The 22696-nt window shown below is 56.1% G+C and carries 22 protein-coding genes and 1 tRNA gene; 16 read left to right on the forward strand and 7 right to left on the reverse strand.

Features of this window, described 5'->3' with window-relative positions; all coding sequences use genetic code 11:
- The first annotated feature begins 1 nt into the window (after nt 1).
- From ugpB to JHL21_RS06625, 7 genes are all read left to right on the forward strand, one after another.
- Entirely contained in the window at nt 2-1327 is a 1326-nt protein-coding gene (ugpB, locus tag JHL21_RS06595) for a sn-glycerol-3-phosphate ABC transporter substrate-binding protein UgpB (protein WP_200212614.1), read from the forward strand.
- An 86-nt stretch (nt 1328-1413) separates the two neighbouring features.
- On the forward strand, nt 1414-2298 hold the full coding sequence (ugpA, locus tag JHL21_RS06600) for a sn-glycerol-3-phosphate ABC transporter permease UgpA (protein ID WP_169194786.1): 885 nt from the start codon (nt 1414-1416) through the stop codon (nt 2296-2298).
- A 12-nt stretch (nt 2299-2310) separates the two neighbouring features.
- Nucleotides 2311-3159 (forward strand): sn-glycerol-3-phosphate ABC transporter permease UgpE, encoded by an 849-nt coding sequence (gene ugpE / locus JHL21_RS06605; protein ID WP_169194785.1) that lies wholly within the window; start codon nt 2311-2313, stop codon nt 3157-3159.
- A 3-nt stretch (nt 3160-3162) separates the two neighbouring features.
- The gene (locus JHL21_RS06610; RefSeq protein ID WP_200212615.1) at nt 3163-4203 is read left to right on the forward strand and encodes a sn-glycerol-3-phosphate import ATP-binding protein UgpC; all 1041 of its coding nucleotides are present in this window, start codon (nt 3163-3165) and stop codon (nt 4201-4203) included.
- Between the two features lie 22 nt (nt 4204-4225).
- On the forward strand, nt 4226-4972 hold the full coding sequence (locus JHL21_RS06615; protein WP_200212616.1) for a glycerophosphodiester phosphodiesterase family protein: 747 nt from the start codon (nt 4226-4228) through the stop codon (nt 4970-4972).
- Between the two features lie 5 nt (nt 4973-4977).
- Nucleotides 4978-5766, forward strand: a complete 789-nt coding sequence (locus JHL21_RS06620; RefSeq protein WP_169194782.1) for a DeoR/GlpR family DNA-binding transcription regulator — start codon at nt 4978-4980, stop codon at nt 5764-5766.
- Nucleotides 5763-6533, forward strand: a complete 771-nt coding sequence (locus JHL21_RS06625) for an HAD-IIB family hydrolase (protein WP_200212617.1) — start codon at nt 5763-5765, stop codon at nt 6531-6533. Before JHL21_RS06620 ends, JHL21_RS06625 begins: the two co-directional genes overlap by 4 nt.
- Nucleotides 6534-6709: 176 nt before the next feature.
- On the opposite strand, the gene JHL21_RS06630 is transcribed toward JHL21_RS06625, so the two are convergent.
- From JHL21_RS06630 to JHL21_RS06645, 4 genes are all read right to left on the reverse strand, one after another.
- Nucleotides 6710-7618, reverse strand: a complete 909-nt coding sequence (locus JHL21_RS06630) for a TIM barrel protein (protein WP_200212618.1) — start codon at nt 7616-7618, stop codon at nt 6710-6712.
- A gap of 192 nt (nt 7619-7810) precedes the next feature.
- Nucleotides 7811-8371 carry an alpha/beta hydrolase gene (locus JHL21_RS06635; RefSeq protein WP_200212620.1) on the reverse strand — a complete coding sequence of 187 codons (561 nt, stop codon included), beginning with the start codon at nt 8369-8371 and terminating at the stop codon, nt 7811-7813.
- Complete coding sequence (locus JHL21_RS06640; RefSeq protein ID WP_169194778.1) at nt 8368-8766, reverse strand: c-type cytochrome; 399 nt, start codon at nt 8764-8766, stop codon at nt 8368-8370. Before JHL21_RS06640 ends, JHL21_RS06635 begins: the two co-directional genes overlap by 4 nt.
- A 52-nt stretch (nt 8767-8818) precedes the next feature.
- Nucleotides 8819-10531: an FAD-dependent oxidoreductase gene (locus tag JHL21_RS06645; RefSeq protein WP_169194777.1), complete on the reverse strand. Its 1713-nt coding sequence runs from the start codon at nt 10529-10531 to the stop codon at nt 8819-8821.
- A gap of 158 nt (nt 10532-10689) precedes the next feature.
- On the opposite strand from JHL21_RS06645, the gene JHL21_RS06650 reads away from it, so the two are divergent.
- The 8 genes from JHL21_RS06650 to JHL21_RS06685 all read left to right on the forward strand — a co-directional run bounded on the left by JHL21_RS06650 (nt 10690) and on the right by JHL21_RS06685 (nt 17962).
- Nucleotides 10690-11151, forward strand: coding sequence for a MarR family transcriptional regulator (locus JHL21_RS06650; RefSeq protein WP_200212621.1), 462 nt, complete (start codon nt 10690-10692; stop codon nt 11149-11151).
- 142 nt (nt 11152-11293) lie between these two features.
- Nucleotides 11294-12004, forward strand: coding sequence for a ferritin-like domain-containing protein (locus JHL21_RS06655; RefSeq protein ID WP_254081962.1), 711 nt, complete (start codon nt 11294-11296; stop codon nt 12002-12004).
- A gap of 262 nt (nt 12005-12266) precedes the next feature.
- A tRNA-Gln gene (locus tag JHL21_RS06660) sits at nt 12267-12340 on the forward strand.
- A gap of 311 nt (nt 12341-12651) precedes the next feature.
- The gene (gene ytfQ, locus JHL21_RS06665; RefSeq protein WP_367948163.1) at nt 12652-13626 is read left to right on the forward strand and encodes a galactofuranose ABC transporter, galactofuranose-binding protein YtfQ; all 975 of its coding nucleotides are present in this window, start codon (nt 12652-12654) and stop codon (nt 13624-13626) included.
- Nucleotides 13627-13721: 95 nt separating this feature from the next.
- On the forward strand, nt 13722-15239 hold the full coding sequence (locus JHL21_RS06670) for a sugar ABC transporter ATP-binding protein (protein WP_200212622.1): 1518 nt from the start codon (nt 13722-13724) through the stop codon (nt 15237-15239).
- Complete coding sequence (locus JHL21_RS06675) at nt 15236-16240, forward strand: ABC transporter permease (protein WP_200212623.1); 1005 nt, start codon at nt 15236-15238, stop codon at nt 16238-16240. Before JHL21_RS06670 ends, JHL21_RS06675 begins: the two co-directional genes overlap by 4 nt.
- Nucleotides 16237-17214, forward strand: coding sequence for a galactofuranose ABC transporter, permease protein YjfF (gene yjfF / locus JHL21_RS06680; RefSeq protein WP_200212624.1), 978 nt, complete (start codon nt 16237-16239; stop codon nt 17212-17214). Before JHL21_RS06675 ends, yjfF begins: the two co-directional genes overlap by 4 nt.
- A gap of 1 nt (nt 17215) precedes the next feature.
- Nucleotides 17216-17962: a FadR/GntR family transcriptional regulator gene (locus tag JHL21_RS06685; protein WP_200212626.1), complete on the forward strand. Its 747-nt coding sequence runs from the start codon at nt 17216-17218 to the stop codon at nt 17960-17962.
- A gap of 74 nt (nt 17963-18036) precedes the next feature.
- Here the strand turns inward: JHL21_RS06685 and JHL21_RS06690 are convergent, their stop codons facing one another.
- A complete protein-coding gene (locus tag JHL21_RS06690; protein ID WP_200212627.1) occupies nt 18037-19917 on the reverse strand; it encodes a bifunctional sugar phosphate isomerase/epimerase/4-hydroxyphenylpyruvate dioxygenase family protein in 1881 nt (626 codons plus the stop codon).
- A gap of 329 nt (nt 19918-20246) precedes the next feature.
- Nucleotides 20247-20924 carry a TetR/AcrR family transcriptional regulator gene (locus JHL21_RS06695; RefSeq protein ID WP_200212628.1) on the reverse strand — a complete coding sequence of 226 codons (678 nt, stop codon included), beginning with the start codon at nt 20922-20924 and terminating at the stop codon, nt 20247-20249.
- 156 nt (nt 20925-21080) lie between these two features.
- Here JHL21_RS06695 and JHL21_RS06700 point away from each other — a divergent pair, with 156 nt between their 5' ends.
- On the forward strand, nt 21081-21995 hold the full coding sequence (locus tag JHL21_RS06700) for a shikimate dehydrogenase (RefSeq protein WP_254081976.1): 915 nt from the start codon (nt 21081-21083) through the stop codon (nt 21993-21995).
- Here the strand turns inward: JHL21_RS06700 and JHL21_RS06705 are convergent.
- Nucleotides 21992-22657 (reverse strand): FCD domain-containing protein, encoded by a 666-nt coding sequence (locus tag JHL21_RS06705; protein WP_200212629.1) that lies wholly within the window; start codon nt 22655-22657, stop codon nt 21992-21994. The genes JHL21_RS06700 and JHL21_RS06705 overlap by 4 nt on opposite strands.
- Nucleotides 22658-22696: the final 39 nt, after the last annotated feature.

The raw sequence follows: 22696 nt of genomic DNA on the forward strand, positions 1-22696 counted from the left end.
TATGTTTAAGAACGTAACCTTGCTGTCTGCTGGCGTTGCAGCGATGCTGACCGCGAGCCCTGCCTTTGCTCAGACCCAAATCGCGTGGTGGCACGCCATGGACGCAGAGCTTGGCAAGAAGCTCGAAGAAATAGCGACGAATTTCAATGCTAGCCAGAGCAACTACAAAGTCGTCCCGACCTACAAGGGCACGTATGCCGAAACGCTGACTGCCGCGATTGCCGCATTCCGCGCCAATGAACAGCCCGCAATTGTGCAGGTTTTTGAAGTTGGTACCGGCACTATGATGGCAGCCAAGGGCGCCGTTAAACCAGTATACGAAGTGATGACCGAGAATGGTCAGGCTTGGGACCCGTCGGGCTTCCTCGCCCCAGTAACGGGCTATTACTCGGACACCGATGGCAACATTCTTTCGCTGCCATTCAACTCATCAACCCCAATCATGTACTACAACAAGACCGCCTTTGAAAAAGCTGGCCTTGACCCAAACACCCCACCCAAAACCTGGGCAGAACTCGAAACCATGGCGCGCCAAATCAAGGAATCAGGCGCTGCTAACTGTGGTTTGAGCTCAGCTTGGATCACCTGGATCCAGACTGAAAACCTCTCCGCTCTCCACGACCTCCCATTCGGCACGAAGGAAAACGGCTTCGGCGGTTTTGACACCGAGTTCACGTTCAATGGTGAGCTACAGGCGCGTCACTGGGGCAATTTGAAAAAGTGGTCTGATGAAGGCCTCTTCCAATATGGCGGCCCAGCTGGCGGTCCAGACTCCGGTCCGAAGTTCTATTCCGGTGAATGCGCCATCTTCATGAACTCCTCCGCTGGTCGCGTCGGCGTTATCAATAACTCCAAGGACTTCGAGGTCGGTTTCGCTCCTCTGCCTTACTACGACGATGTGATCGCTGAACCGAAAAACTCGATCATCGGCGGCGCAACTCTTTGGGCCCTGACCGGGAAGTCGGACGACACCTACAAGGGCGTTGCGGAATTCTTCTCCTATCTGAACAGCTCTGACGTTCAGGCCGCATGGCACCAGTACACAGGCTATCTGCCAATCACGATGGCAACCTATGAAGCGGGCGTTGCGGCGGGCTATTACGAAGCCAACCCCGGCTCGGACATTGCCATCAAGCAGATTACGCGAGGCACTCCGTCCGCCAACTCGAAGGGCATTCGTTTCGGTAACCTGACCCAGGTCCGTAACGTGGTCGACGAAGAGTTTGAGGCAATGCTTGCCGGCAATAAGACCGCACAAGAAGCGCTCGACTCGGCCGTCACACGCGGCAATGTCATCCTGCGCGACTTCGAAGCTGCCAATCAGTAATCTGACAGCGCAAGGGTGCTCCGTCTTGGAGGAGATGGGGCACCTTAAGTTTCGCGCCACTTGCGCGAAAAAACATGAGGCGGAGCATGCAGGCGAAACGCACAATATTCCCGAATAAAATTTTACCCTACTGGCTGCTTCTGCCGCAGTTGGTCATCACCATCATCTTTTTCATTTGGCCTGCGGCCCAAGCGGTTAAGTCATCGTTTGAAAGGGAAGACCCCTTCGGCTTCCGGACTACATTCATTTGGTTCGAAAACTACACGCGCCTATTTGGTGATCCCCTCTACCTCAATTCCCTATGGAAGACGGGCTTGTTCGCGGTCTGCGTCACCGCGCTTTCGATGGGCATCTCGCTTTTACTCGCGATCGCGGTCAATCGAGCGATCAAAACCAGCCGCGTTTATACCACCATGCTGGTGTGGCCCTATGCGGTGGCCCCAGTGGTGGTCGGCATTCTGTGGTGGTTCATGTTCAACCCCACAATCGGCATAGCGCCCTATATACTGCGTGGCCTCGGCATCTCGTGGAACCATCGCGTTGATGGCACACAAGCCATGATCCTTGTGATTATCGCTGCCAGCTGGAAGCAGATTTCTTACAATTTTCTCTTTTTCGTCGCAGGACTGCAGTCCGTACCGCACTCGCTGGTGGAAGCGGCAGCAATTGACGGCGCAGGTCCATTCAAGCGCTTCTGGACAATTGTCTTCCCGCTACTGGCACCGACGACGTTCTTCCTTCTCATCGTCAACATCAACTACGCAATGTTCGACACTTTTGGCCTGATCGACGCCACCACTCAGGGTGGGCCAGCTCAGGCGACGAATATTCTCGTTTACAAGGTCTATTCGGACGGCTTCCTCGGATTGAACATTGGCTCATCCTCGGCACAGTCGGTCGTGTTGATGCTGATTGTTATCGCCCTCACCGCAATTCAGTTCCGCTTTGTTGAGCGGCGGATCCAGTATTAAGGGGCATGCAAAATGGTTGAAAATAGACCGTTCCTCAACTTCATAACCCATCTGTCGTTGATCGTCGGTGTGGTCGTTGTGGCCTTCCCCGTGTACTTGGCCTTTATCGCCTCTACCCACGGCTCGGGCGACTTCATGCGAGGCGTGGTGCCGCTGCTGCCTGGCCCACATCTGATCGAAAATTATAGTTTCATGATCAATGAAGGGGTTTCTTCAGCAGGTGCACCTCCTCTCGGCATCATGTTGATGAACTCGCTGATTATGGCAGTGTCCATTGCGGTCGGTAAGATCGCGATCTCAATCCTGTCAGCCTATGCGATCGTGTATTTTAAGTTCCCGTTCCGCATGGTCGCCTTCTGGATCATCTTCATTACGCTGATGCTCCCGGTCGAAGTCCGCATTATTCCAACTTTCAAAGTCGTCGCTGACTTGGGAATGCTGAACTCGTATCATGGTTTGATTATCCCGCTGATCGCTTCAGCTACGGCAACATTCCTCTTCCGTCAGTTCTTCCTGACGGTTCCCGACGAGCTGGCGGAAGCGGCACGTGTCGACGGCGCGGGACCACTGAAGTTCTTCCGCGATATTCTGCTGCCCTTGAGCCGCACCAATATCGCTGCGCTCTTCGTCATCCTCTTCATCTTCGGATGGGTGCAGTACCTGTGGCCCATGCTCATGACCACCGACAGCAAATATTACACTGTCGTTATGGGCATTAAGCGCCTCGCGGCTACCGCCGACTCTGAACCCCAATGGAACCTAGTTATGGCCGGCGTCATGCTCGCCATGCTGCCACCCGTCCTCGTCGTTATCTTCATGCAGCGCCTGTTCGTTAAAGGCCTCGTGGAAACGGAGAAATAAGTCATGGCAACGATCAATCTGGTCGACCTCAAAAAAGACTACGGCAATGTACCGGCCGTCAAAGGCGTCAACCTCTCCGTTGCTGATGGCGAGATGATTGTGCTGGTTGGCCCATCCGGTTGCGGAAAATCCACCCTACTGCGCATGGTCGCGGGCCTCGAAAGCGTGACATCGGGCCGTATCGAGATTGGCGGCCGCGACGTGGTGAAAGCCGAACCGGCCGAACGCGACATCGCAATGGTGTTCCAGAACTACGCGCTCTACCCGCACATGACTGTGCGTGGAAACCTTGAGTATGGTTTGAAAAACCGCAACACGCCGCGCGCCGAAATTGACCGTCGTGTCGCGGAAGCTGCCGCTATCCTAGAAATCGGACCGATGCTGGATCGCAAGCCGCGCCAACTCTCGGGCGGGCAACGCCAGCGCGTTGCCATGGGCCGTGCAATTGTGCGGGAACCGGCAGCGTTTCTCTTCGACGAACCCCTGTCGAACCTAGACGCCAAGTTGCGCGTACAGATGCGCGTTGAAATCCGTAAGCTGCAACGTCGCCTCAAAACCACCAGCCTCTATGTGACCCACGATCAGCTTGAAGCGATGACGCTGGCGGATCGCCTCGTGGTGATGAATGGCGGGCTGGTCGAGCAAATTGGGACGCCCACCGAGGTATATGATCGTCCTGCAACGCTGTTCGTGGCAGGCTTCATTGGCTCCCCGCCGATGAACCTCATCCCGGTTTCCTCGGTCAGCAATACCGATAACCTCAGCGCGCTGCCTCAAAACACCGATATTTTGGGCATTCGCCCAGACACCATGGTGTTGGAGCAGCCGCTCGAGCCGTCTGTCGCCTTTGCTGCCACGGTAGAACTGCTCGAGCCCATCGGCGGAGAAAGCCATTTGCACGTGCGGCTCAACTCGACGGGGCAGTCGATTGTCCTAAGCATCCCTGGGCGCCCCGACATTGAAGAAGGCAGCTCAACCACAGCCTACGCACCAGTGAGAAGCTTGCATCCATTCAGTGCTGCAACCGGCAAGCGCACAGACTAACCTTTTCGAATTGAAAACAGCCATGACAACAAAACAAAAAACAGGGCCGATCCGCGACGAAGTGCAGGGCCATCGAGGCTCGTCCGCGATTGCGCCGGAGAACACCATTGCTGCCTTTCGGCAGGCCGCCGAACATGGCGCCAAATGGGTGGAGCTTGACGTTGCATTGAATGCTGACGGCGACCTCATCGTCATTCATGACGATAGCGTCGACCGGACAACCGATGGCTCGGGTAACCTCGGTGCGCTCACAACGGCACAAATCAAAGCGCTCGACGGCGGGTCGTGGTTTGGTACCAACTTCACCGGCGAGAAGATACCTACGCTTGATGAGGTTATTACGGCACTCGGCGGTTTTGGCCTCAACATCAACGTCGAAATCAAACAGCACCCGCACCACAAGTCGCTCGATCAACTAGTCAACGCTGTGGCAGACGCGATCGCTAAGCGCCCATCGCATATGGAAATCATGATCTCCAGCTTTGATCCTGAATGCCTCAAAGCAATGCATAAGCGCGAGCCGAACCTCGAACTTGCCATGCTGTGGGGACGCGTACCAGACGACTGGGAAGCGAAACTCGCCTCAATTCCGGCGACCTCTATTCACGCCCATTATAAGGGCCTTTGTATTGGCTTGCTGGAGCAAACCTCCGCCAAAGGCATCAAAGTGCGCGCATGGACAAGCAATGACCCTGTTGAACTGGCCAGCTTCTGGCACGCGGGTCTGACCGGCGTGATAACAGACGACCCTCGCGTTTATCTGGGATAATCACTGTGCCTGACCGCGTCGCCCTATCGATACGACAGCAGCAAATCCTTAGTCTTCTCCAGACTGAGGGACCGCAGTTTATCGACCAGTTAGCGACGCGGTTTGACGTGACTACCCAAACTATTAGGCGCGATATCAACGACTTGTGCGATCGAGGCGATGCGCGTCGTTTCCACGGTGGAGTGGATCTGCCAGTTGAACCACGCAATCTCTCGGTCAATGCGCGCGCGGCGCTTAACAGTCCTGCCAAGCAGAACATTGCCGCCAAGGTTGCCGCTGCCATTCCTTCCGGTTCAACCGTATTTATGGGCATCGGCAGCACGGTTCAGTTTGTCGCAAAAGCGTTACGCGACCACGATAAGCTACGAGTCGTGACCAATAATATCGACGTTGCTTTGACCTTATCTGACGCTCCCCAAATCGAAGTGCATCTTACCGGCGGGTTGTTGCGCCACAATGACCGAGATGTGGTGGGCCCAGATACATTGGACTATTTCGAAAAGTTCTACGCCTCATTCGCAATCGTTGGTGCTGGCGCACTCGACCCCGAAAAGGGGATTTTAGATTTCAGCTACAGCGAAGCACAACTAACTCAAAAGCTCATGAGCAACGCCCGACTGACATTCCTGACAGCCGACTCCAGCAAATGGAGCCGCGAAGCCTCTGTTCGCGTCGCTAGACTTGGCAGCGTAACGCATTTTTTTACGGATAAACTTCCAGACGACGGTGTGGCAGCCCAGATCTTTGCCGATGCAGGCACGCATGTTGTAATTTGTGACGGTGACATCGAGTGACATTCTTAGGCCCAGCCCCGAGTGTCGATGACCTCCGGGATATTCGCTACGTTCTCACCGATATCGATGACACACTCACAACAAAAGGCCGCCTCCTACCTGAGACCTATGCGGCCCTCTGGGATCTCAATTACGCGGGCATCGAGGTCATCACTGTAACCGGTGGTTCCGCGGGGTGGTGTGAGCATATTGCGCGTGCATGGCCAGTGACCGCTGCCATTGGCGAGAGCGGCGCGTTCGTCATGACAGCGAACCACAACACGGTCAGCGTCGAATATTGGGAAGACGAAGCTCTTCAGATCGAGCGGCGTAAGGCCCATTTGGAAAACGTTGAGGCCCTGTTGGGTGAGCGTTTCCGCTTTGCCCATGACCAACAATTTCGCCTTGCCGACGTGGCGGTCGATATTATTGGCTACCCGCGCGATCAGGTGGATTCACTGGCGGAGCAAATTCGTGCGACGGGTGCCAGTGTGGCAATCAGCTCTGTGCATATCAACTCGTGGGTCGGCGACTATAATAAGCAGACGATGAGCGAGCGTGTCTTGCGCAGACTGGGCCTTACAGATGGAGCTTTGCAGCAAGAGGTCGCCTTTTCTGGCGACTCCCGCAATGACGGCCCGATGTTCGCATTCTTCGACAAGACCTTCGGCGTCGCCAATATACTGCCCGTTCTCGACGACTTACCGAAAAAGCCACGCTGGATAACCAGTCGCGACGCGGGGCTAGGCTTTGTAGACCTCGCCAAAGCCATCCTCGCCGCTCGGTAAGCCAAACCATCGCGGGGCATGGCACTGCGGTCCTTTGCGGTGATCCCAATCGAACTAAATCTCAGAGCGTCGCTTGGTTTGATCAGACGGCACATACACTGTCACACGACCCGATCTCGTCACCGTAACAGCAGGGGCTGGCAGCTCTAGGCTCCCAGCCCCTTCAGATACATCATTTAAGCTGAGGTGTTTCTGCTTTCGTATAGAGCCTTCATATCCCGGGCGATGGCAAGAGATTGCGGCTGCTCCGCCCGATAGCGTCGGTCAATCTCCATCAAGAGAACCGTGTCTGGCAGGAAGGTGAACTCGGTAAAAATTCGTTGCCAGTCGATGTCGCCCCAGCCTAGGGGCATATGCAGATCGCCAATACCGAGTGCTGTATTTTCAGCGGGGAAATAGGGCTTAAAAAAGCGCTGCGGGCGACCGAAACTGTCATGTACGTGAAGATGCCCTGTCACCGGCGCCATCGCCGCGATTTCAGCATAGAAGTCGAGGCCACGATACGTCGCTTCGATATAGGCGTGACTGAAATCAATGAGGGCCATCAGATTGGGATGATCAACGGCCCGGACTGTGTCGGCCAATTGTGATGGGGTCTGACGATACTGGCCCGCCTCGCCCGTAAAAATGTTCTCCAAAGCAATGCGCACACCATAGCCTTTGGCAAAGTCCGCGAGTTCAGCGAGCGCTTCGCGTTCACGACGATCGGCATCGCCTCTCTCGGCCAATTGGTTGGCACGCAGCGACCCGCCGTGTTGGACCAGAATACCAGAACCGATATCGTCGCACAGCTGCACGAGCGCCTTGGCAGCATCCAATTGATAGCCGCAGGTATCAGGGTCCATGAAATTGGACGAAACCAGCCCGTGCACCGTGTATTTCAGGTCAAAGGCTTTGGTACAGGCTTTGAGCCGTGCGCGCCGGTCCGGAATGATCCGGCCGCCAGCAATCAGGTCGATACTGGTAAGGCTGATCTCCGCATAGTCAGCGCCGATGTCGGCAAGGATACCCAATTCCTCCTCAATGCTGGCGAATTCGCCGTTGACGGAGGTGACTTCAAAACCCATGCCAAGGATGGTGCTCATAGCGTGCCCGCTGCTTGTTTTTCAAATGCTGGAACAAGCAGATAGATTTGGCAAGTGACAAAGAGTTGGCGGTTTCATGACACTGCCATAACACGCGTGCACGGCGACCATTAGACCACCCTCCGCTGCCAAACGGGTGACCGGGGTGGCGGAAGCTGGGAGCTCAAAAGCATTCACAGCTTCCGCATTGGATCAGCTTTTCTGCGCAACCTGGGTCGTTACATTTGCACCGAGGTCGACCAGCGTTTGAACGCGCTCGTGCGAGACAGCTTCGCTCAATTCTAGTGCAACCTGTACGCCGGCCAGCGACGCCCTGATCGGCATCGCATCAATGTTCAGCGGCAAATAGGCGTCCTTGACGATCACCGCTTCCACCTTGTCGGGGAAAATCGCGGCCAAGGTGAGTGCGACCATGCCGCCCTCGCCGTATCCCAGTAGGTTGAGCTTGGTACGACCATAGCGCTGCAGATTTTCGTCGAGCAGCAGCTCAAGCTGGTACAATCCGTCGCCGAGCGTGGACAGCTCTGGGTAATCCTGTGGCCCAACGGCCCAGAAATAACCCATGACCTGCCCAGTGCCACCGCGGCTTTGCGCACGAGGCGCACGGACGCTGACGGCCAAGGCGTCAGGCCCGAGCCGTTCGGCCACTGTCACAGCATCTTCGAGCATCTGCCAGCGGTCGTGGAAGACAAACCAGAGCGGCGCCGTTTCCGGACCGTGTCGCTGTGTCTGCAGAAAGCTTTCAGACGTCATTGCTCGACCGTGCAGCCTTCGATCCACGCGATAATGGCTTCGACTTCGGCTTCGCGCAGACGGCCGCTTGGAGGCATCTTGCCGCCCGAGCCACCAACGCTTTCATGCGTGTCGCTGATCTTGTGTGCGAGGTAGCTCTGGCTGGTATCGCCAGGGGTAACGCGGTTCATGGTCGGCAGCTGCTCGCTGGCAACATTGACCAAGAAATCATAGCCACTGCCCTTCTGGAACGACACGCCCGAACCAGGCGATGCGTCGTTGTGGCATGCAGCGCATTTGCGCGCGAGGACCGGCTCTGCCGTCTCAGTGTAAGTGGCAAGGCAGGTGTTGGCGAAGGCCGCCGAGCTGCCAACGATGAAGAGACCTGCGGTAAGGGCCGTGCGGAGAAAATTCATAGCATGTCTTTCTAGTAGAGAAGGTGCGCAGCCGAAGCTGCGCACCCAATGATTAAACGGTCTGAGCCGCTGCGTGCTGACCAGCGAGGTAGCCGAAGGTGATCCCGAGGCCGAGGGTGCCGCCACCGCCGAGATAGCTCTTGCCCGAAGGGGAAGCCGAAGCGTTACCGGCGACATAGAAGCCCGGAATTGGTGCATCCTTGACGTTCAGAACCTGACCATTGACGTCAAACATCGGTCCGCCCTTGGTGTCGAGTGTGCCAGCGCCAAGCAGGATCGCGTAGTAAGGACCTGTCTCAGAGATTGCAGAGATGTAAGGGTTCTTATTACCCTTATCGACGGTGATGTAGTGGAAGTAGCCATCGATCGGCGCTTCACCACGGCGGAAGTCGGTGTCGACACCGGTTTCTGCGAAGCCGTTGTAACGGGTGATGGTTTCCTTGAGGTTGTCGAGGAAAGCAGTATCCAGCTTGTAGGTGCCGATGCGCTCGGCCAGGCCGTCGAAGCGTGCCTGAATGTTGGCCGCAAGCTCTTCCAGCGTATTGCCGGTGATCACATGCTTTGGCAGGTCTGCACCAACCTTAGGGATTTCGTAGCCGCCGAACTCACGAGCGCCATCATCGAAGATGAAGATCTGATACAGGTTCGGGTATTCGCCAGTCCACTGGTCGTAAACTTGGTGCGAACGGGTGCGCTCTGGGTAGACGTATTTTTCGTCATACATGCGCTGGCCGAACTTGTTGACCGCAATCGAGCTGTCGCCACCAAGGAAGAACACGCCGCTTGGAACGCTGGAGAAATCCAGAACCTGTTCTAGGATAACCTGCTGGTTCCACGCTTCGTTGAGGTTGCCAAGCTTTACGCCCAACTCGGCCGACATGTTGATCAAGTCGCCTTCGTTGGTTGGAACAGCGCAACCGCCCAGAACAGGGGTACGCAGGAACTGCGTGCGCATGTGCGGGTTGTGGGTGAAACCACCGGTGCCGAAGATGACGCCCTTCTTGGCAGCAATGCGGTTGAGACCTTCTGGGGTCTCGACATGCACGCCGATGACGCGACCTTCTTCATTGCGCACGATCTGCACAACGCGATTTTCGGTGCGGATTTCTGCGCCATTGTCTTCGGCATAGATCGACATGAAGTCGACCATGTCGGCGCCGCTGCCGTTCTTGCCGTCGACGTTGACGGCGAGCTGGCGACCGAGAATCTGGCCGTTTTCAGCAATCTGACCATGATAATCAGGAGCTGGCTTGCCGTCCCAAGAGGTGAAGACCTTGGATGGAAGAGCGCCGACTTCGTCGAGCTTTTCGAACACAGGCGCTGCGTTTTCCCAGAAGGCGTTCAGCTGCGACCAATGGTGTTCGGTCATGCCAAGAGTCGGGCTCTTGTCATTGTAGAGTTCAGGGAACGAAACCTTGGCGACATAACGCAGGAAAGCGTCCTTGTCGTCCTTCTGGTCGAACTCGCTCATCCACTTGTTATTCGGGACCCACGAACCACCGCCGGACTTGCCGGTCGTACCGCCGATGAAGGCTGCCTTTTCCAAGATAACGACGCTTGCGCCGCCATGGAGTGCGCCGATAGCACCGGCCAGGCCTGCACCGCCCGAACCAGCAACAACGACGTCAAATTCTTCGTCCCACTGCAACTCCTGCGCATTTGCGGCAGTTACAGTTACCGAGCCAAGAGCGGCAGTAGCAGCACCCAATCCCGCTGCTTTCATGAAACCACGACGAGAGACGCGGCTATTTTCTTCGGAAGTCATATACGTGACCCACATAGTTCTTTTGACGCGCGTCAAATTAGCCCAAGCGCAGATAGTACACAAGGATACAGTTATGTTTTCGATCTGTCATCGCGCCACTCTTTTCGCCGGACGTTAACAGGCGTAGAGAGGGGGCGCACACCTGACTGGAGCGCAACGTGAACGAACCCCTTGATGAACAAGGCGCAGCCGAACGTCGCGCAACAACCATGTATCGCATCCACGAGGTGGCGCGCCTGATGAGCACTGAGTTTGACAAACTCGTCGCCGAGCATGGCATCACTCGCGCCCAGTGGGCCGCGTTCATGCATATTTCGCTGAACCCCGGATGTCGGCAGACTGAGCTTGCTGACAAAATGCAAATGGGGCGCGCGGGCGCAGGTAAGCTTCTCGATAAACTCGAGGAAAAAGGCTGGATCCGGCGCGAGACTGATCAGGACGACCGTCGCGCGCGACGCGTTTGGCTCAAGAAGGATACGCCTGAGCTTTTGACGATTATCCCCGAAGCTTCAGACCGCTTTCTAGACCGCGTTTATAAAGACCTATCTGAATATGACGTCGAACGCCTCGCCTTCGCATTAGACACGGTCATTCGTAATCTTGGCAGGGACAATGAATAGTCAGACCTGCCGCGAGCAAGTGATACCGCACCGGATACAAAATTAGCGTCCTATAAAATTGGCTCTTGGGCAGATGTGATCCCCGCTTTCGGAACAAGACCTGAACCCGGCCATTGATCGACTTCACATTAGGAGCGACACAATGGCTAACAGCGAAAAGACGCCCACAAAATCTTCGTCCATGAGCGAAGACAAGAAGCCAGCCTCTCGTACCAAAACGACCAAGTCCGGCAAGACGCGCACAGTGTCTCGCGCTAAGCCAGCTGCAGAGCAGCGGCAGCAGCGCGCCCAATCGGTCAGATCAAAAGCGCAAAAGGCCCCTGCCCGCAAAGCAGCTGCCACAGAGGAGAAAGGCCTGCTGGACCTTTTCGAGCATGCGCTGCGCGACATGTATTATGCCGAGCGGAAGATTTATCGCTCACTTCCAAAAATGATCAAAGCGGCCGATGACGCTGCACTGTCCGAAGCGTTGAGCAACCATCGCGACGAAACGCAGGGTCACATCGAGACACTCGAAGAGGTCTTTGAACTGATGCATTTGCGCGTGAAAGGCGAAAAATGCGACGCCATTGATGGCATCCTGGAAGAAGCTGACGGCATTCTGGAAGATTTTGGCGGCACCCTGGCTGGCGACGCGGCGATTATTTTCTCGGCTCGCGCGGTAGAGCATTACGAAATCTGCCGCTATCACGCGATGATCGGGTTTGCTGATGCGCTGGGCCTTGATGAGGTGCACGCCAAGCTGCAATCGATCTATGACCAAGAGACGGCATCGGACACGCTGCTAACGTCGTTGGCTGAGGACAGTGTTAACGAAGCCGCGTCTGAATACGACGAAGGTGACAGTCAGTAACCTCGGCAAGTTTCGGCCCGCTCCTGTGAGCGGGTCGATGTCTTTTCGGAGCGGGATATTCAACCCAGCGATCGTTGGGCGCCAAAGGTGCTGCCGACAGGTTTTGATGTGGACAACTAGAAAAGCTCAGTTCAGCCCTTGACCCGCTGCAAAGAGAATTTTATGTAGCACCCATCAACGACGAACGCACAAGTGCTTCAGAACGTTGATGTCAGCAAAGGTTAGCTACAACCTTTGACCAGCCCGCTCATCAGGGCCATGCTGGGGAATAGTTCAATGGTAGAACAGCGGACTCTGACTCCGTCAATCTTGGTTCGAGTCCAGGTTCCCCAGCCAATCTCTTCAAAATTCCAGCGACATATCTGCTCTGCGACTTTGCTGGCTTGATGCTCGGCTCCCTTCCGTTGAAGTTTAGCTAGGCTTTTCAGGGCTAAGCATCGCTGCCCCCTAATGCGAGCGCAACCGTATATTGACCACTCCCGTTGAGTATTCAGGCTCCTGTCTCCTTTCCGACTTTGACAACGTTTCGGTCCGTCCGACGCAGCGTGTTGCCGACTCCTTACCCTCTTTACATATAATAGTACTTTATGTAGCGTTTGATCATCGTCGAAGGTGAAAACACCGCGACGGCACATTGGGAGGACATCGTGACCATTTTTTCCAAGCTTGCCCTCGCGGCAAGCCTCGCTACTGCTTTGACTTCTGTCAGCATTGCTCAGGATAATCTGAACGGCATCGTTGTTGGCTTCAGCCAGATAGGCTCAGAGTCTGGGTGGCGTGCTGCCGAAACCTCAGTGACTAAACAACTAGCCGAAGAACTTGGGATTGACCTGAAATTTGCTGATGCACAGCAAAAGCAGGAAAACCAGATCAAGGCCATTCGCGGCTTTATCGCCCAAGGCGTTGACGCCATTCTTGTTGCTCCCGTGGTGGCGACAGGCTGGGAAGACGTGTTGAGTGAAGCCAAGGAAGCCGAAATTCCAGTGGTGCTTCTCGACCGCGGCGTAGACGCGCCAGAAGATCTCTATTTGACCTCCGTCGCCTCAGACCAGGTGAAGGAAGGTCGTGTTGCCGGCGAATGGCTCGTCGCCGACGTCAATGGCGCAGACTGCAAGGTAGTGGAACTGCAGGGCACGGTGGGCTCGACGCCGGCCATTAACCGCAAGCAGGGCTTTGAGGAAGCCATTGCTGGTAAGGCCAATATCACACTGGCGCGCAGCCAGACTGGCGACTTTACCCGCGCTAAGGGTAAGGAAGTGATGGAAGGCTTCATCAAGGCCGAAAACGGTGGCGCCGATATTTGTGCGGTTTACGCGCACAATGACGACATGGCCGTTGGCGCTATTCAGGCGATCAAGGACGCAGGTCTCAAGCCGGGGACTGACATTAAGGTCGTCTCTATTGATGCTGTTCCTGACATTTTTGCAGCCATGGTGGCAGGCGAAGCCAATGCCACGGTTGAGCTAACCCCGAACATGGCAGGTCCCGCCTTTGACGCGCTTTCGGCCTATCTCGCCGATGGCACGGAGCCTGAAAAATTCATCATTACTGAATCCAAGCTCTATACCCCCGCCGATGATCCGCAAGGCGAATACGATCGCCGTAAGGGCCTCGGTTACTAGGACGCAAGCCTCGCTCCTTCCCGAAACGTCATCCCGGCACCAGCCGGGATGACAGTTTGTTGGCGAGGAGTAGAGTGACTGCGGGGGGAATAGGTATGACTGAGAATAGCAACGTGCTTGAAGCGCGCGGTGTGTCCAAGATTTTCGGCACTCACACAGCGCTCGACCATGTCGATTTCGGCCTGCGCGCGGGCGAAGTCCATGCGCTGCTTGGCGAAAATGGTGCGGGCAAATCGACCCTCATCAAAATCCTGACTGGGGCCTATCGGCCAACAAGCGGCGGCGTCTATCTCGAGGGGAGCGAGATAACACTCGATAACCCGCTTCACGCGCAGGCCTATGGCATTGGCACTGTCTATCAAGAGGTCAATCTGCTGCCCAACCGCTCGGTAGCGGAGAACCTTTTTCTCGGACACCAGCCGCGCAAATTCGGCTTTGTTGATGTCCGTAAAATGGAAGCAGACGCGCGGGTCCTGCTGGCGAATTATGATCTGCACATCAATCCTGGCAGTGAGCTGGGGAGCCATTCCGTGGCTGTGCAGCAGATCGTGGCGATTGCCCGCGCAGTGCAGCTTTCAGGCAAAGTGCTTATTCTTGATGAACCCACTGCCAGCCTCGACCGCAATGAAGTCGCCCGGCTGTTTGAGGTAGTAAAGGGCTTGAAGGCCAAGGGCCTCGCCATTTTGTTCATCACCCATTTTCTTGATCAAGTGTTCGCCATTTCGGACCGCGTCACGGTGTTGCGCAATGGCAAGCTCATCGAAACGCGAGACTTAACCTCGCTCAATCGGACAGATGTGGTGCGGTTGATGTTGGGCAAGGACATTGCGTTTTCCGGGGCGACCGACATCGAGCCGATTGGTACGCATGATGAGGTGCTGCTGGAATTTGAAGGCTTTGGCCGCAAACGCAGCGTCGCACCATTTAGCCTTGTCGTGCACAAGGGCGAAGTTATTGGTGTTGCCGGCCTTCTGGGATCTGGCCGGACCGAAATGGCGCGCATCATGTTTGGCGCCGACGCTGCCGATCAGGGCAAACTGCGCGTCAACGGCGTCGAAACCACGATACACCGCACCACTGACGCCATAAAGAAGGGCTTCGGTTTCTGCCCCGAGGACCGAAAGGCCGAGGGCATTTTGGGCGATCTGTCAGTGCGCGAGAACATTGTCATCGCGCTGCAGGGAAAGTTGGGCTGGTTCAAGGCGCTCGACCGAGACGAGCAGCTCGAAATCGCCGGAAAATTTGGCGAGGCGATGGATATTCGAGCCGCATCGCTCGACATGCCGGTCAAGCTCCTCTCCGGCGGCAACCAGCAAAAAGTTATCCTCTCGCGTTGGTTAGCGACTGACCCTGCCTTTCTCATCCTCGACGAACCGACCCGCGGCATTGATGTGGGCGCGCATGCTGAAATAGTGCGCACCATCAACCGCCTCCGCGACGAAGGCATGGCCATGCTGGTGATCTCATCAGAGTTGGACGAGGTGGTTGCTTACAGCTCGCGCATTGTGGTGATGCGTGAGCGCGAGATGGTTGCCGAGCTCACGGGCAAGAACATCAATGCAGGTGTGATCGTGCACGCAATTGCCAACAACAACGCCGGAGTGGAAGCATGAAGCGGCTCTATCTCAGTCATTTAGCCAACACGCAGATGCTGGCACTGACAGCCGTTCTGCTAATTAACTGGATCTTGTTTCCGAACTTCTTCCGCATCTCTTGGCAGGATGGACGCTTCTTTGGAAGCATGATCGACGTGCTCAATCGCGGCGCGCCCGTCGCAATTTTGGCCATTGGTATGACCGGAGTCATCGCAACGAAAGGGGTAGACCTTTCCGTCGGCGCGATTATGGCGGTGTGTGGCGCCGTCGCGGCGACGATGGTTGTTGCAGGCTATCCAACACCTCTAGCCGTTGTCGCAGCGTTGGCCGTTGGGCTAGCATGCGGGCTTTGGAATGGTTTCCTCGTTGCAGTGCTCGACATCCAGCCCATTGTGGCGACGCTGGTTTTAATGGTCGCAGGACGAGGGATAGCACAGCTGATCACATCGGGATCAATTGTCACCTTCAATGACCCTGCGTTGATTTTCCTCGGCACCGGCTCATTCCTGGGGCTACCGATGGCTGCCGTGATCGCCGTTGTGTTGATGGTTGTGGTGACGTTCATTGCCAGGCGAACAGCGATCGGGCTTTTCGTGCAAGCGATTGGCGTTAACCGCGCAGCAGCATCGCTGGCCGGCATTCATTCGCGCGTACTGCTGATGCTGGTCTATAGCCTCAGCGGCTTTTGTGCGGCGATTGCTGGCGTCATTGTAGCGGCAGATATTCGCGGGGCGGATGCTAATAATTCAGGCCTATGGCTCGAACTCGATGCCATTCTGGCTGTGGTGATCGGCGGCACATCGCTGCTCGGCGGTAGGTTCTCCATCCCGCTCGCGGTCGTCGGTGCAATCATTATTCAGGCGATGAATACAGGGATTTTGGTGTCGGGCTTCCGGCCCGAATTCAACCTGATTGTCAAAGCTGGGATGATCATTCTCATTTTGATGGTGCAGTCGCCCCTGCTCGGCTCGGCACTGGGCGTTTTCAAGCGTGACCGCAATCAGGTGACATTCAAATGAAGCGCAGCTTGCGACCTCTGGCAGCCACTGCCGTAATCTTCATAATCGCCTATGCTCTTTCGGTCATGCAGTTTCCCGGCATGCTTTCAACGCGCGTCCTTGGCAATTTTCTTACTGACAATGCCTTCCTCGGCATCGCAGCGGTGGGGATGACCTTTGTCATCATCTCCGGCGGCATCGACCTGTCTGTGGGGGCGGTGATCGGGTTTACCGGCGTTTTGGTTGCCGTTCTGATCAGCTGGATGGGGTTCCATCCGCTGGTCGCGTTCATCATTGCCCTCGGGATTGCGGGGCTGTTTGGCGCGGCGATGGGTGCAACGATCCACTATCTCCAAGTGCCAAGTTTTATCGTGACATTGGCAGGGATGTTCTTGGCACGAGGTGGCGCTTCGGTGATCACGCAGGATAGCGTTCCCATCAACCACGAATTCTATTCCCTGATTACCAGCCTCATCATCAGGCTGCCCGGTGGCGGGCGACTGAGTTTTATCGGCCTTTTGATGGTCGCGATTTTTCTCATCGGCGCCCTCGTGGCACATAGGACCAGGTTTGGCTCCTATGTATATGCTCTAGGTGGAAACCCTGTTTCTGCCTCCCTGATGGGCGTTCCGGTTGCCCAAACGACAGTCCAAATTTACATGCTCTCCAGCATGTTGGCGGCTTTAGCTGGCATCATCTTTTCCATTTACACATCAGCGGGTTATCCGCTGGCGGCGGTAGGCGTCGAGTTGGATGCGATCAGCGCTGTGGTCATCGGCGGCACACTTCTCACCGGAGGGTACGGCTTCGTGCTCGGCACGTTTGTGGGGGTAATGCTGCTGGGTTTGGTCCAAACCTATATAATCTTCGACGGGACGCTTTCGAGCTGGTGGACCAAGATCGTCATCGGCATTTTATTGTTCTTATTCATCGTTTTACAGCGCATCATATTCGCGGCGTCAGCCTCTAGAAAAGATTCGCTCGAGAAAGCTTAGTATGATCGAAACTGGCAGCCTTATTCGCTCTCTCTCGGGGCGACCTGCTGCACGGAATTTCCATAATTTCGTTATCAATGAGATTGGCCTGTCCATTGTCACTGGGGCGTTTCCCGTCGGATCGACGCTCTCAAGTGATCAGGTGATGATGGAGACTTACGGTGTGTCGCGCACAGTGCTGCGCGAAGCGCTAAAAACACTTGAGGCCAAAGGACTTGTCGAAGCACGGCCTAAAGTGGGCACTCGCGTCTCGCCTATAAGCCGCTGGAATTTCTTCGACCCGCAAGTGTTGAGTTGGCACTATTATACCAAGCCTGATGCGCGGTTTTATGAAAGCCTATTCGATGTGAGGCGGTCGCTTGGGACGCGCTCCGCGAGCTTGGCAGCGCAACGCCGCACAGCCGACAACGTTCGTGTGATGAAGTACTGGCTCCATCAAATCGAGCTCAATCAAACCAGTCCTGAAGGCCACGGCCTGGCTTGCCTTGAAATTCACCGCGCCATCGCCGAAGCATCGGGAAACAGCTTGCTACGGTCGGTAACAGGTGTCGTGGAACTCACACTTGCCCTCGCCATCAAGGCCAACTCATCTGGCGACACAAACGGCTATTTTGCCGATGGCCTGTTATTGCATCACGCGCTTATTGCTGCCGTCGAGAAAAGCGACCCAGAGGCAGCGCAAGACGCTGCATCTGCCATTATAGAACTCGACAACGAACAAGTCGTACGCTTGCTCACCCCTGCCTAGGTCTAACCACACTTTAGAAACACGACCATTGGGCTAACAAGAACCCTGTATGCCCCACTGGGCGCGGAGAGTCCTTACATTCCGTCCAACACGGTGATTTCGCGTCTCTGAGCCGCGATGCGGAACGGGGCATTGAACGCGCCGTAACCAGAATAGCCCCCAATGCGCTGAACGACTTCAAAGAAAAACCCTTCGCCGAAACGCGGCGTATAGAGCTGGAAATACTCGCCATTCGCGTCGCGGTCATACAGCAAATTGGCCGCTTGAAGCTTGGACAGCAGCTCAGGTGACAAAATGAACCGCGCGGCGAGATCGTCGTAATAGTTCTGGGAAATCTGCAAAGCCGCCAACCCGTTCTCCCGCAGAATACGGGCGGTTTCGAAGATGTCGCTTGATGCAAACGCTATGTGTTGGAGGCTCGAGCCGAAGGTTTCGCTGATAAAGCGCCCTGCTAGGGTTTTGCGATTTTCTGCGCCGTTGAGGGTTAGCCGCAGTTCACCCTTAGGGCTTTCGATTACCTGACTGCGGATGAGGCCTGCTGGGTCGACGACATCGACCATGGGACTTTTATCAAGCTCAAAAATGGAACGATAGAAGAGGATCCAGGTGAGCATTTCCGCGTAGTTCATCGTCTGAGCGAGGTGATCGACGCGGGTGAGATGGGCGCCTGCGGACTGTGCTGGAAGGGACACGAACTCTTTGTCCCACACATCGGCCAGTTCCGACTGCCGATCGAGGAAATAGATGACGCCGCCTCCGATGCCACGGACGGCGGGTATTTTGAGTTCGTTGGGCGCAACGTGCTGATTAAAGACCTGAGCATCCAGGGCGCGAGCACGGTCCAGCGCCCTGCCCGCATCCTCCACCAGTAGGCCCATGGCATAAGCACTGGTGCCGTGGGTGATGTAAGCCGCGTGCGCGAGCCCCTCTCGCTCCGTATTGATGACGATATTGATATCGCCCTGCGAATAACGATTGACCGCTTTTGAACGGTGATGCCCGGTGTGGTAGAAACCGAGTTTGCCCAAGAGGCCAGCCAGTTGTTCCGCTTCGGCTTCGTTGGCCGTGAACTCGACGAAAGACACGCCTTCAACCTTGGCGCGGGCCGGTAATGCAGGGGTAATGATGGGGGCGTCCGGCTCGGCCAATCGGGCCTGGTCGGCAAGAAAGATCAACGAGCGTTTCCCATCTGCGGCGATGGTGCGTGGCGATCCGGCACGGAACTGATCGTTAAATATCTCCAATGACAGAGGACCAGAGTAGCCCGTGGCAAGAACGGCGCGGGTGAAATCTACCACGGGGAGATCGCCCTCGCCCGGCATATTGCGGTAGTGGCGGCTCCAATAGAGAAGGTCCATCGAGAGCGCGGGAGCGTCTGCGAGCTGGACAAAGAAGATCTTGTCACCCGGAATAGAGCGAATGGTGTCTGGGTTGATGCCGCGCGACAGCGTGTGAAAGCTATCGAGAATAAGCCCGACATTGGGATGATCAGCGCGCCGAACGACCTCCCACGCGTCACGGTGATCGAACACATGACGACCCCAAGCTAGCGCTTCAAAACCCACCTTCAGGCCGCGCTTGGCAGCGCGCTCGCCCAGCTCGCGGAAGTCAGCGGCAGCGCGATCAATTCCGCCCAGTGCTGCTGGGGCAACGCTGGAACAGACCAAAACTAGGGGCGCACCCAATTGCTCCATAAGATCGAACTTACGCTCGGCTCGTTCGAAGGCGGCGCTGCGATGCGGTTCTGGCAGGCCTTCAAAGTCCCGAAATGGTTGGAAGAGCGTAATCTCAAGCCCTAGATCGGCGCACATTTTGCGCACTTCAGCGGGGGATTGGTCGTAGGCGAGGAAGTCGTTCTCGAAGATTTCGACCCCGTCAAAGCCAGCAGCAGCAATGGCCTCCAGCTTCTCGCGCAGATTGCCGCTGATCGAGACAGTAGCGATCGACGTGTTCATAACCCCTCCACTAACTAACTAGTTCGTACAAAGTGACATGGAGGAATTGGGAGGTCAACGGGGGCAATATTTTGGAGGATGTGGGCGCAATCTCGGAGGGGGCAACCCGGTGGAGGCAGCTCAAGGGGGCACCGCCCACGAGGCTCCATGGGCGGCGTGCCGGGAGGGGCAGAATGACGGACTGCCCTCTATACCTGCACCGAGATCAGCCAGGTTCGCGGGGTAAGCTGGCGATGAGAACGGGGAACTAAGGCAGCGTCGAGCCATGCTTTATGGGTCCGCACTCATTGAGCACGCCCGGGCATGGTCGAGACAAGGCTGGCCTAGAGTTAGCCGAGGGCCTCTGGTTTTGAGACAAAACGCAGAACAGCGTTCACCGCGTGTTCTTTCAAGCGGATCTGGCTATCCGGCGCACCAAAATCGCGATCGAACAGTTTTGAGAATGTCGCGCGATTGGAGACGTTGAAAAAGCAGAGCGCACTGATCTGCCAGTGGATGTCCAGCGGATCAATGCCGGGGCGGAAATTGCCTTCGGCAACGCCCCGCTCATAGAGATCGCGGATATTGGTGATGGCCGTGACATTGAGTTCGCGCACGCCCGGTGAGGTTTCAAGATATTGGCCGTGATGGATGTTTTCGATCATCACCATGCGAATGAAATCTTCATGCTGATGGTGGTGTTCGAAAGTGAACTCGACCAGTTTTTTGAGACCGTCGATCGGCGAAAGCCCTGCGATGTCGAGCTTTGCTTCACCCTGTCGAACCTGCGCATAGGCGTGCTCGAGGGCGCTGCGATAGAGCCCTTCCTTGTCGCCAAAGTAGTAGTAGATCATGCGCTTGGACGCACGGGTCTTGGCGGCAATTTCATCTATGCGGGCGCCCGATAGGCCATTGAGCGCGAACTCTTGCGAGGCAATTTCGATGATATTCTGCTTGGTCCCTTCCGGGTCCTGCTGCCGTGTTGGCGTACGGCGACCGGACGGCTTGGGAGCCTGAACATCACTCATTATAGGCACCTCTCTCGCGCGCGCCAGAATTGACTAAACTAACCAGTTCGTACATTGTGACGCAAATCGTCTGCTATCGTTGTAACGGGGCAGCAGCGCATAAAACAAGTGCGCGGGTGAACCAACGCCCAGCGACGGGGAGCATTGGTCGTGTCTATGCAGTTTGAGCGTGCAAAAGCGGCACTTTCGCGTGTCGACGCCATGCGATCCGACCTCAATCAATCTGGCCCAACACTTCGAATCGGACTGCTGGGACGCGGTATTGGCGCGTCGCTGACCCCGATCATGCACGAGAAAGAGGGCGAACGTTTAGGCCTCGCTTATCGCTATGATCTGATTGACTTTGATGCGTTGGACCTGCCCGACAGCGCGCTTGCCGAAGTGCTCAGCGCCATGAAGGCAAAGGGCTATCGCGGATGCAATGTGACCTTTCCATTTAAGCAGGCGATTGTTCCGCTGCTTGATGGATTAAGCTCGGAGGCCCGCGCTATTGGCGCAGTGAACACTGTCGTGTTCGAGGCGGGCGCGTCCCACGGTTACAACACTGATTGCTCTGGCTTTGCGCAAAGTTTTACGGCGAGCTTTGGCACCCAAGATTTGGGCCGAGTGATCCAGTTGGGCGCAGGTGGTGCTGGCTCTGCCGTGGCACAGGCGCTGATTGGGCTTGGCGTTAGCGCACTCGATATTGTCGATGTCGATGTTGAAAAAGCCCGGGCCTTGGCGGAGCAAATGGAAAAGGCGAACGGCGCACGGGTTCGGGCTATTTTGCCAGATCAGCTGCGGTCAGCGATTGTTGGGGCCGGCGGCGCGGTCAATACCACGCCAGTGGGCATGGATAAGCTGCCGGGAATGCCTCTGGCGCCAGACCTGCTTTGCGCCGAGCAATTCATTGTCGATATTATCTATTTTCCGCGCGAGACAGAGCTGATCAAAACGGCTCGGGCAAAGGGATGTCGGGTACTCTCCGGCGGCGGCATGGCGATCTATCAGGCCGTTGGAGCATTCACGCTGTTTGCCGGGCAAGCAGCGGACCCGCAGGAAATGGCCAAAACCTTTGCGCGCTTTGCCTAAGCCGCGAGGAGCTTGGTCTGCAGCACATGGTTGAGGCCGCTCTCAATATGGGTGCTGAGCATGGCGAGTGCGCCTTGCGTATCGCGCGCTAAAGCAAGCTCAAGGAGTGCTCTGTGGTCGGAAACGACGCCTGATCCGCGAAAGCTTGCTGCCAGCATGTGATAGCGCAAAAAGCGGTCGAATATGGTGGCGTGCATAGTGAGCAAAGACCGCGATCCGCAGGCGGAAATCAGCGCATTGTGGAAGGCAAAGTCATAGCGCACCCACTCCACCGTCTGCTTGTTCTGCCCGCCCAGAAGTTGCTTTTCGATGGCCGCAAGCTTGTGATGGGCCGAGACGATTTCGCCTTCCCAATCAAGGTCACCACGCGCGATAGAGAGCTTTAGCGCGTGGCTTTCAAGCAGGAGGCGCAGGTCTGCTGTTTCGCGCAAATCGGCCACTGTGGCGGGTGCCACCGCAAACCCCTTTTGCCCTTCAGCGACCACCAAATCTTCACTCGCCAAGCGGTTCAGGACTTCGCGGAGGGTACCTAAGCCCGTGTCATAGCGTGCTTTTAGCGGCTCAAGCTTGAGCTTTTGACCGGGGGCAAGGTCGCACGAAATAATATCGGCGCGCAGACGACGATAGATTGCCTCGCCTATCGTCTCTTCCGAATTGATCACCGCATCGCCTCACCGCTTGCATTCAACCGATGATTATAA

It is taken from the genome of Devosia sp. WQ 349K1 (assembly GCF_016595685.1).
GTDB lineage: Bacteria > Pseudomonadota > Alphaproteobacteria > Rhizobiales > Devosiaceae > Devosia.